The following is a 10,737-nucleotide window of genomic DNA, read 5'->3' as shown; positions in this document are numbered from 1 at the left end:
AGGATTCTCATGGCAAACCGACTCGCCCAATCACTCAGCCCCTACCTGATCCAACACCAAAACAATCCCGTCGACTGGATGCCATGGGGTAATGAAGCGTTTGAGTTGGCACGCGATCGTGACGTGCCAATCTTTCTGTCGGTTGGTTATGCCGCGTGTCATTGGTGCCACGTGATGGCGCATGAAAGTTTCGAGCACGAGGAGGTCGGGGCGTACCTGAATGAACACTTCGTCAGCATCAAAGTCGATCGGGAAGAACGCCCTGATATCGACCAGATTTACATGAATGCGGTGCAGTTGATGACCGGGCACGGTGGCTGGCCGATGAGCGTCTTTTTGGACCATGAGGGGCGTCCCTTCTACGCGGGCACCTACTGGCCGTTGACACCGCGAGGCGGGATGCCAGGTTTTCCACAAGTTCTTGACGCCCTGGTCGATGCATGGACGCATCGTCGCGATAGCATCGCCACTCATGCGGAGGAGATCACCGAGGCGCTGCAGCAGCTCGCCATCGGCACGGGAGCGACCGGAGACCGGGTTCCGGGGGCGGATCGTATCGGCGTGGCCGTCGAGCAACTGCTCAAAACCGTCGACCAAACATGGGGTGGCTTCGGCAGTGCTCCTAAATTTCCTCACGCAACCGATCTGGAGTTGATGTTACGCGTGGGATCGCGAACCGGCGACACCCGTCTGATTGACGCGGTGGAACTCACGCTCGATAGAATGGCTTCGGGAGGAATCCGAGACCACATCGGCGGAGGCTTTTCACGATACAGCGTTGATGGGCGTTGGTTGGTCCCGCATTTTGAAAAGATGCTTTACGACAATGCCCTCCTCGCGATCATCTACACGCGCGCCATGCAGGTCACTGGGCAGGCTCGACACGGCGTGGTGGCCGCCGAGATTTTGAATTATGTGCAACGCGACCTGATTGATTCATCGGGCGGGATTCATTGCAGCGAGGATGCTGACAGCGAAGGCGTCGAAGGCAAGTTTTATGTGTGGCATCCAGCGGACGTGGCCGACGTGCTCGGACCGGAACGAGGCCAGCGATTCTGCCAGGTGTACGATATCACCGAGCGAGGAAACTTTGAGGGCCACTCCATCGCCAATCTGCCGCGTCCCTTGGCCGACTGGGCGGACACCTATTCCATCCCACTCGATGAACTCGATAGCGAGCTCGCTGAAGGTCGCAAAATGCTCCACCTTCATCGCGAACAACGAGTCAAACCACAGCGAGACGATAAGATTGTTGTCGCCTGGAACGCACTCGCAATTCGAGCATTTGCGATTGCGAGTGTCGTGATGGGACGCGACGACTACTTGGAAACTGCGACGCGAGCGGCCAACTTCATTCACGATTCGATGAGAGACAACAGCGGGAAATTGTTGCACGTGTACCGGAATGGCACCGCCCCCGGAACGGCATTTGTGGATGATCACGCGTTGCTAGCCGAAGCAATGATCACTCTCTATGAGGCGACTGCCGACGAAGCGTGGTTGCAGCAGGCGGTCGCCCTATCCGATGAGATAGTCGACCGATTCAGCGACGCGGGCGATGGAGGCTTCTACTACACTGCCAACGATTCCGGCGAACTGATCACGCGAAACAAGGACTGGCATGATGGGTCGCTTGTTAGCGGCAACGCTGCTGCATCCATGGCATTGCTGAAACTGGCTCGGTTAACGGGAAGCGAGCGTTTTTATAAAGCTGCCAGTGACACCCTTCGCGCTGGGGAAACAGTCATCCGCACTCAGTCTCGAGCCTGTTCAGCCTTGATCAGTGTGCTCGATGAACTGCACCACCATCAAGGCGAGCTGGTGATCGCGCTCAGTGAAGGGGCGTGCATCACCAGCATCGCGAGGCAGCAAATCGCTGCGTACCGACCGGGCCTGAGTATTGCCTGGGTACGCCCCAACGGATCGTCCGCAAAGTCGCCATTGGCGGGTGCGTTAATTGCCGGCAAGGCACCACTGGGCGATTCCTGTACACTGTATCGTTGCCGCGATTATCACTGTGAGTCACCTATGATCGACCCGTGACACTCACAATCCATTCGTTTCTAAAGAGAAAACGCAGCCATGATTCCCAAGAGCTACGAGAAGATGCATGTGGATTTTCCTGAATTCATGCAGGCCTACGAGGCAATGGGCAAAGCCGCTCGCGAGTCTGGGCCCCTTTCAGTTCGGGAAGTCGCGTTAGTTAAACTCGCAATCTCAATCACCGCCGGGCTCGAAGGCGGAGCTCACTCTCATACCCGCAAGGCGCTCCAGGCAGGCTGCAGTGGAGACGATCTGCGGCACGTCGCACTATTGACGGCTCCGACGATCGGATTCCCCACCATGATGCGAGCGAAGAGCTGGGTCGAAGACGTGTTGGATAAGTAGCCCAGGAGCATTGCCCGGGCCGCCCCGACCGACCGCGCCTGTTGGCGGCGGTCACTCAAGGGTCACGGATCGGACCGGACAGCGGATCGGACTGGACAGGGCCCCATCCGCTGGAAAAGGAAGTCTATGATGCGTCTGAGGCAGGCTTCTTGGCAAAGCGTCGAAGCACGACGTAGAACACTGGCGTTAAAAACAGCCCAAAGATCGTCACGCCCAACATCCCGGCGAACACGGCCGTACCGAGCACGCGGCGCATCTCAAAGCCGGCACCGGTAGCAACCAATAGCGGGATGACGCCAAGGATGAACGAGAACGCCGTCATTAAAATGGGACGCAGGCGCATCCGACAGGCATCGACTGCTGCGGTAAAGCGGTCTTTGCCCTTGTCTTCTTCGGCTTTGGCAAATTCAACAATCAGAATCGCGTTCTTGCACGCGAGTCCAATGAGCACAATGAATCCAATTTGTGTCAGGATATTGTTATCCATTCCGCGAAACCAAATTCCAATAATGGCGAACAATAGACACAGCGGCACAATCAGCACGATTGCCAATGGCAATAACCAACTCTCGTACTGTGCCGCCAACGCCAGGAACACGAACAATACAGCCAGGGGAAATAGATACACGATCGTGTTGCCGGCCTGTTTCTCTTGGTAGGCCAGTTCTGTCCACTCGTATCCGAAACCGGGAGGCAATGTGCTCGCTGCGAGATTCTCCATCGACGCCAGCGACTGTCCGGTACTGAAACCCGGCATGGTACTTCCATTGACGTCAGCGGCAGGATAGAGGTTGAACCTCACCAATCGATCCGGCCCAGCGATTTGATCGACCTCGACAACCGAGCCCAACGACACGGTTGCACCACTTGCGCTGCGGGTTCGCAGTTTCAAAATATCCGATGGCTCATCACGAAACTCAGGCTCCGCCTGTGCGACCACCCGGTAGGTTCGGCCGAGCAGGTTAAAGTCGTTGACGTAGACCGAACCGAGGTAGACCTGCAGTGCCTCAAACACTCGGTTGACGGGAACGTCTAGCATCTCCGCTTTGGTACGATCGACGTCCGCGTAGACCTGTGGGACGCTCATCCGAAAGTTCGTGAAGACCTGCGCGACTCCTGGCTCCTGGTTTCCTTTGCCGACCATCTCTTCAGCAACCTGATTGAGGACTCGCGAGCCCGCACCGCTGCGGTCCTGGACATACATCTTGAAACCACCGCCGCGACCGATCCCACGCACCGGCGGAGGCGGGATAATAAACACCTCCGCCTCGTTGATGGTTGACACCGCTGCCCGCATATCGGCGACAATTTTTTCAACCCCACGGTCTCGAGCGGCACGTTCCTTGGCGTCCTCAAGAGGTAAAAACGCAACTGCAGCGTTCGGACTGATCGTGAAAGTCGACCCGGACAACCCCACGATACCAACCGCATGAGCAACCCCATCGATCTTCAAGCCCATCGCCGCAACCTCCTTCGTAACCTCATTGGTGCGTGATAAGGCAGCACCGTCGGGCAAGCGAATGGCGACGATGACATATCCTTGATCTTGCTCCGGGATGAATCCGGTGGGCACCAATGAGAAACTGAATCCAGTCGCGACCAAGAGGCCGGCATACATCAACAGGATGAGCGCCGATACACGCACTAACCGCGAAACGATGCTCGCATAGACGTTGCTCGTCGCATCGAAGGTCCGGTTAAACAAACGGAAGAACCAGCCGAATAGAAAATCGGCGATGCGGCCCGAACGGCTCAATTCCTTGTTTCGCGGTTGCAGCAAGAGCGCGCACAACGCAGGGGTCAAGGTTAACGATACAAATGTCGAGATCGCAGTCGATATTGAGATCGTCAATGCGAACTGCTGATAAAACTTCCCACTGATGCTGGGAATGAAAACAGTCGGAACGAACACGGCGATCAACACCAGGGTGGTTGCAATCAGGGCCGAACCGACCTCATCCATTGCTTTGTGCGAAGCCTCGCGAGGCGAGAGCCCTTCCGCGATGAGCCGCTCGACGTTTTCCACCACAACGATCGCATCATCCACGACGATCCCGATCGCCAAAACGAGCCCAAAGAGCGATAGCGTGTTGAGGGTGACCCCGAGCAACTGCATGATCGCAAAGGTGCCGATCAGAGAAATCGGAATCGCCACCACCGGAATAATTGTCGGTCGCCAATGGTGTAGAAACAAGAACACTGTCAACACCACGAAGGCCGTCGTAATCAGCAGCGTGAAAAACACTTCCGCGATGGATTCTTCCACAAAGTCGGTTGGGTTGTAAGCAATTTCATAGCCAATCCCCTCAGGAAAGGTCTCGCTCATATCCTGCATCGTTTGCTTGACTTCCGCAGCGGTATCGACCGCATTGGTTCCCGGACGCTGATACACGAGCACGGCAATCGCGGGCTTGCCATCGAGGTAGCTCAAACGGGAATAGTCCTGCGCGCCAAGCTCAACGCGTGCTACGTCGCTGAGCCGCGTAACGCGACCGTCCTCACCACGCTTGACGATGATATCGTCGAACTCCTCCGTTTCGATCAGGCGACCATGGGTGGTCACATTGAGCTGGAAATCACCGCTGGAATCAATCGGAGGTTGCCCGATAACGCCCGCCGCGACTTGCGCATTTTGGCCACGAATCGCCGCGATCACGTCGCCCGCCGTCAGATCGACGTGCGCCATTTTTTCGATATCCAGCCAAATTCGCATCGCGTATTCATTACCGCCAGCAATGCGGATCTCACCGACCCCGTCAAGCCGCATCAGGGCATCGCGAACTCGCAAGAATGCGTAGTTACTGATGTAGAGCTCATCGCGACTCTCGTCGGGCGACTTCAAATGCACCACCATCAGCATGTCGGGAATCTGCTTGGTGGTCGTGACACCAATTTGCCGCACCTGCTCAGGCAGCTTCGACAACGCCACGGCCACCCGGTTTTGCACGAGCACCTGAGCATCATCCAGATCCGTGCCAAGCTTGAAGGTAACCGTCAACTGCATGGTGCCGTCGGCACTCGAAGACGATTCCATGTACAGCATATCGTCGACGCCGTTCATCTCCTGTTCGATCGGAGTGGCAACCGTGTCAGCGATGACCTGCGGCGTTGCCCCAGGGTAGCTCGCACGCACGAGAATCGTGGGCGGAGCGACGTTGGGATACTGGGATACCGGCAGTGACACATAGGTGATCCCACCAACGAGCACGATCAAAAACGATAGCACGGTCGCGAAGATGGGGCGTTCGATAAAGAAGTGAGGGAATTTCATTTACTTTGCCTCCTCACTATCGACCTGGAGAGAAAGCCACTCCTCTTTGGGGACGGGATCATATTCATCGGGCAGGCCGTCTTCGATCACCTCGATTTCCTGCTGATCCACTTTGACTTGCAACTCAGGTCGCGCTTTCAGCAGCCCCTCGATGACCAAAGACTCATCCCCAGATAGCCCTTCGCGAACCACTCTCAGTCCATGCACCAGCGGACCGAGCTCAACTTGTTTTCGCTCAATCAATCCGTCCACAACAATGAACACAAACTGCGAGGCTTGGTCGGTTCCGATTGCAGAATCAGGAATCAAAACAGCTTCATAAGGAGCACTTCCTGGAATGCGAATCCGCGAGAACATCCCCGGAAACAGCACCTGATTTTTATTGGGGAAGATCCCCCGAGCGCGCATGGTTGCCGTGGCAGGGTCGAAGCGGTTGTCGACAAAGTCAATGTGTCCTTGATGTGGGAACCCTTGCTCGTCGACAAGTCCGAGATAGATAGGGTTGCGGACTTCACGCGAGCTCCCACGTTTCCCCGAGGCGGCCAAGCGAATGTATTTGAGAACTTCCTGTTCGTTGACGTCAAACGTACAGTAAATCGGTTCCACTGACGTGATGGTCGTCAACAGTGTCGCGGTTGCTGACGCACCCCCGCTAACGAGGTTGCCCTGGTCAACAAAATTACTGCTGATCCGGCCTGTGATGGGCGCGATGATCTTGGAGTAGGTGACGTTGAGTTTTGCCGCTTCGAGGCCCGCACTCGCGGACTCGATTGCTGCCTGGGCGGCATCAATCATCGCCTTTGCGGAGTTCACTTTGGCGCGGCTCGCTGCTTGATCGGCATTGGCTTGATCGAACTCAGCCTCTCGTTGGTCCAACTCGTCTTGACTAGTCGCGTCGCGGCTCATCAAGGTTCGCGCTCGTTTCAGACGCGTATCGGCCAACTTCACGGAAGCATCGGATTGCAACTGCTGGGCCTCCGCTTCAGCGACCCCGGCCTGGGCCTGGAGGAGCTGAGCATTGGCTTGACTCATCGCGGCCTCCATCGATTTCAACTCGGCATCGAAGGGCCGCGGATCAATTACGAAGAGCAGATCGCCTTTATTAACGATCTCGCCCTCCTCAAAGTGCAACGACTGAAGATAACCACCCACGCGGCTGCGAACTTCGACGAATTCGATCGGCTCGAGCCTGCCGGAATAAGAATCCCATTCAACGATTTTCTTGACAATTGGCTTGGCAACCGTGACTTCCGGCATCGGGGGCGGCGCGGCCCCCTGTGGCGCCGTGCGACTGCAACCGACCACGGCAAGCAGCCCGAACAGCACGACCCACCGACTGCGGGGAGGGGCATACTGGGAAGGAACTCTCGTTGTTTCAGCAAGTCTCATGAATGATCTTCTGTTGCTCGTTTTTATTTCATGCGAAATCCCCGCGTGGGCAGGGAAAATATTTTACTAATCAAATACTTGTCAGTCAATAACCAATCGCTATGATATTCGTCATGAAGCTGCAAGACGAACTTAAACGACCAGCGCCCTACTCGTCGATCCAGCAGGAGACGCTGCTCAATCTATTACGTGCTGGCGATCAAATCGAGAATCGGCTGGCGCGACTATTCCGTGAACATGACTTGACCCTGTCCCGCTTCAATGTGCTGCGGAGTTTAGCGCTGGCCGATCGCCGATTGACTTGCGGCGAGATAGCAGACCGTATGATCCAGATAGTGCCTGCGATCACGTCGCTCGTTGACCAGTTGGAAAAGCATGCCTTGGTGGAGCGCCATCGTTGTGTCGCGGATCGACGTGTCGTCTATGTTTCGATCACCCGCAAGGGGCGAAAACTATCCGACTCGCTCCTGCCCGCGTTGGCCGAACTGGAAAAAAGTTTACTCAAAAAAATCACCGCTAAAGAACTGAAGCAATTGCTCGAATTGCTCGAAAAAACGCGTGAGTCGATAGCCGCGAGTGATGACTAACATGCCCCCGGTCACGCACCCCTCGACGACACCACCCTCGGCCCTCACCGACGACAGAGATCACAATAATTCCGCGAGCGTTCCAGCGGAGCGCGTCATCATTGAACTCGCTCGCAACCTGCACGCCAGCGGATCACCGGCTTACGAGCTCGATCAGCGTATGGAGGATGTTGCTGCATATCTGGGCTGTCCTGCCACCTTTTTTTCCACCCCGACATCTCTGTTCATCACCTTCGCTCACGAGGAGGGGCGGACGCGACTGCTACGGGTCTACCCATGTGACACCAACCTGGGGCGATACGCGGGCTTCTATGCGACGCAGCGAGCGATCGAACACGAGGGCCTTTCGGTGCCCCAGGCTTGGGAGCGAATTCAGACGCTCGAATCGACAGCAAATACTTACAGCCAGCCGCTGCAGGTCCTGGCCTGCGGTATCGCCGCGGCATGCTTCGGGTTGCTCGTGGGAGGCAATGCCACGGTGGTAGCCGCCGCCGGCGCGACTGGCTTGTTAACCGGAGGACTGCTGATCGGATTGAGCCAGCGAAACTGTCCCGCTCATCTGATCAATATCATTGCGGCCATTGGCGCCTATATCGTCGCCAGTCTCGTGCAGACGCGATTCACAAGCAGCAGCGTTGAACTGACCTCGCTCGCAGCCTTGATCGTCCTGGTCCCAGGGCTACAACTCACGATCAGCATCAATGAGCTGGCCACGCAGAATTTAGCATCGGGTTCCGCACGATTCGCGGGAGCAATGATGTCACTGCTAACCCTCGTGTTCGGCGTTTACATGGGCCATGCGCTGATCCATTCGCTGATGCCGATCCCGCCTTCATCGGCGGCACGTGCGCCGGAGATAGCGACGTCCATGATTTCGATTTTGCCGCTGGGATTGTCGCTGGCGGTCCTTTTTCAGGCCCGTTACCGTGATATTGCGTGGGTGTTGACTTCGGCATTCGTGGGCTATGGCTCACTTCGCTTGGCGGGATGGTGGTTGCAGCCCTTTGCTGCCGTATGGGCCGCTGCGGTCATTGCAGGTGTTTGTAGCCATCTGATCTCGCATTGGCGACATATTCCGCCGGCGATCACGCTCATGCCTGCATTGATCCTACTCGTTCCCGGCAGTCTGGGTTTTTTCGGCTTGTCGGCGATCATCCTCAACAATGACGTCCCTGGCGGCTTACGGATCGTGTCGACGATGATGCTGACGACCATCTCGATCGTCGCGGGTTTGCTGACGACCGACGTCATCGCCCCTATGTTATCCGGGCATCGAAATCGGTCGATTCCGCCCCTCATCTGAACTTAACCGCGGTGGCCGCGCGGTGCGCCCAGGGGGTTGGGGGGGAGGCGATGCCGTACACCTTCACGAACGACTCTGAACCATTTAGAATCCCGCCAACATTTCGATCGAATGTATTCTGACAACCTACCCCTGAGTGGACGCGAGATATGAGTGGTGACTGTGATTTTGGGCTGATCGGCTTGGCCGTGATGGGCGAAAATTTGGCCCTCAACGTGGAGAGCCGTGGCTACAAGGTGGCCGTATACAATCGAACAACCAGCAAGGTTGACGAGCTAATCGCTGGCCGTGCAAAAGGCAAGAACTTTGTCGGCACGCACAGCCTGGAAGATTTCGTCGCTGCGGTTGCCCGTCCACGAAAACTGATGATGCTGGTCAAAGCTGGCCCAGCAGTCGATGCGATCATCGATCAACTGATCCCTTTGTGCGACGAAGGCGACATTATCATCGATGGGGGTAATACCTACTACACCGATACCGAAGAGCGAACCAAACGCGTGGAAGCTGCTGGGATGCTCTATGTCGGGGCGGGCGTTTCCGGTGGAGAAGAAGGGGCGTTGAAGGGGCCGAGCCTGATGCCGGGCGGCACCAAGGCGGCATGGCCTGAAATCAAAGAGATGTTTCAAGCGATCGCGGCAAAAGTAGGCCCTAACAATGACATTCCCTGCTGCGAGTGGGTTGGCCCCCGCGGTGCCGGCCACTATGTCAAAATGGTCCACAATGGCATCGAGTACGGCGATATGCAGTTGATCTGCGAAGCCTACCAGTTGTTGCACGAACTCGGTGGTCTGTCCAATGACGAACTCTACGATGTATTCGCCAAGTGGAACGAGGGCGAACTGCAGAGCTACCTGATCGAGATCACGCGCGACATTTTCAGCGCCAAAGACGATCAGGGTGGCGACGGCTATCTCGTCGATCAAATCCTCGATGTCGCTGGCGCCAAGGGTACCGGAAAATGGATGAGCCAACTGGCGCTGGACCTTGGCGTCCCGAGCACGCTGGTAACGACTGCGGTCTTCGCCCGCGGGTTGTCCGCTCAGAAGGACGCTCGTGTGCGTGCCAGCAAGAAACTCAATGGACCTGGGGCGTCCCAAAACCCTGAGATGGCGGCACTGGCGAAAAAATTGGTCGGCGACAAGCAGGCATTCATCGATGCCGTTGAGAACGCGTTGTACGCATCGAAGATCGTTAGCTATGCCCAGGGCTTTGTCCAACTCCAAGCTGCCTCTGACGAACACGACTGGGGACTCGATTACGGCCAGTGTGCATTGCTGTGGCGGGGGGGGTGCATCATTCGGGCCCAGTTCCTTGATCGCATCAAGGAAGCCTTTGGCGAGCAGCCGAATCTTGAAAACCTGCTCCTCTATCCGTTCTTCGAAGAGGCTGTCGAGAATGCCCAGGCCGGTTGGCGAGCAGTCGTCTCTGCCGCTTCGCTACTCGGCATCCCAGTGCCGGCCTTCAGCGCCGCCCTGAACTACTACGACGGCTATCGCCTGGAGCGACTCCCCGCCAATCTGTTGCAAGCCCAGCGGGACTATTTTGGTGCCCACACCTACCAGCGAGTTGATCGTGAAGGCGTGTTCCATAGCGAATGGCTGGATCTTCGTAAGCCTGTCTGAGTCCGCTGGGGTTTTGCCAGTGATCCGCTGATTTCATGCGTTCGGCAGGCAGCACGCACGGCCATGGGTTTTCATAGCCCGGCAATCGCAATGTCAAGGAGCGGCGCCAGTCGCTCTAGCAATCCACTCAGCGCGCCACGCTCATTGCGAGGCGGCGTCGGTTTTCGCGAGGAGTAA

General features: G+C 56.7%; 7 protein-coding genes. 5 read left to right on the top strand and 2 right to left on the bottom strand.

The features are described from left to right. Nucleotides 1-9: 9 nt before the first annotated feature. A complete protein-coding gene (locus Poly21_RS21340) occupies nt 10-2,043 on the top strand; it encodes a thioredoxin domain-containing protein (protein ID WP_146409081.1) in 2,034 nt (677 codons plus the stop codon). A gap of 39 nt (nt 2,044-2,082) precedes the next feature. Continuing rightward, complete coding sequence (locus tag Poly21_RS21335; protein WP_302120038.1) at nt 2,083-2,388, top strand: carboxymuconolactone decarboxylase family protein; 306 nt, start codon at nt 2,083-2,085, stop codon at nt 2,386-2,388. Between the two features lie 124 nt (nt 2,389-2,512). On the opposite strand, the gene Poly21_RS21330 is transcribed toward Poly21_RS21335, so the two are convergent. Together Poly21_RS21330 and Poly21_RS21325 are read right to left on the bottom strand one after the other, a co-directional pair. Beyond that, the gene (locus Poly21_RS21330; protein WP_146409080.1) at nt 2,513-5,659 is read right to left on the bottom strand and encodes an efflux RND transporter permease subunit; all 3,147 of its coding nucleotides are present in this window, start codon (nt 5,657-5,659) and stop codon (nt 2,513-2,515) included. Then, nucleotides 5,660-7,048, bottom strand: a complete 1,389-nt coding sequence (locus Poly21_RS21325; RefSeq protein ID WP_496109476.1) for an efflux RND transporter periplasmic adaptor subunit — start codon at nt 7,046-7,048, stop codon at nt 5,660-5,662. It lies immediately after the preceding gene. A gap of 113 nt (nt 7,049-7,161) precedes the next feature. On the opposite strand from Poly21_RS21325, the gene Poly21_RS21320 reads away from it, so the two are divergent. The 3 genes from Poly21_RS21320 (at nt 7,162) to gnd (ending at nt 10,560) form a co-directional block, all read left to right on the top strand. Further along, nucleotides 7,162-7,635 (top strand): MarR family winged helix-turn-helix transcriptional regulator, encoded by a 474-nt coding sequence (locus Poly21_RS21320; protein ID WP_146409079.1) that lies wholly within the window; start codon nt 7,162-7,164, stop codon nt 7,633-7,635. After that, the gene (locus Poly21_RS21315) at nt 7,628-8,938 is read left to right on the top strand and encodes a threonine/serine exporter family protein (protein ID WP_302120033.1); all 1,311 of its coding nucleotides are present in this window, start codon (nt 7,628-7,630) and stop codon (nt 8,936-8,938) included. Before Poly21_RS21320 ends, Poly21_RS21315 begins: the two co-directional genes overlap by 8 nt. 149 nt (nt 8,939-9,087) lie before the next feature. Beyond that, complete coding sequence (gnd, locus tag Poly21_RS21310) at nt 9,088-10,560, top strand: decarboxylating NADP(+)-dependent phosphogluconate dehydrogenase (RefSeq protein WP_146409078.1); 1,473 nt, start codon at nt 9,088-9,090, stop codon at nt 10,558-10,560. The last annotated feature ends 177 nt before the right edge of the window (nt 10,561-10,737 follow it).

The organism is Allorhodopirellula heiligendammensis, assembly GCF_007860105.1.
In the GTDB taxonomy this organism is placed as follows: domain Bacteria; phylum Planctomycetota; class Planctomycetia; order Pirellulales; family Pirellulaceae; genus Rhodopirellula; species Rhodopirellula heiligendammensis.
This window is presented reverse-complemented; position numbering and strand designations above follow the sequence as displayed.

Bases quoted from the DNA above. Each gene is read 5' to 3' on its own strand.
- Poly21_RS21325 (WP_496109476.1), bottom strand. From the start codon at position 7,048: ATGAGACTTGCTGAAACAACGAGAGTTCCTTCCCAGTATGCCCCTCCC.
- Poly21_RS21335 (WP_302120038.1), top strand. From the start codon at position 2,083: ATGATTCCCAAGAGCTACGAGAAGATGCATGTGGATTTTCCTGAATTC.
- Poly21_RS21340 (WP_146409081.1), top strand. From the start codon at position 10: ATGGCAAACCGACTCGCCCAATCACTCAGCCCCTACCTGATCCAACAC.
- gnd (WP_146409078.1), top strand. From the start codon at position 9,088: ATGAGTGGTGACTGTGATTTTGGGCTGATCGGCTTGGCCGTGATGGGC.
- Poly21_RS21320 (WP_146409079.1), top strand. From the start codon at position 7,162: ATGAAGCTGCAAGACGAACTTAAACGACCAGCGCCCTACTCGTCGATC.
- Poly21_RS21315 (WP_302120033.1), top strand. From the start codon at position 7,628: ATGACTAACATGCCCCCGGTCACGCACCCCTCGACGACACCACCCTCG.
- Poly21_RS21330 (WP_146409080.1), bottom strand. From the start codon at position 5,659: ATGAAATTCCCTCACTTCTTTATCGAACGCCCCATCTTCGCGACCGTG.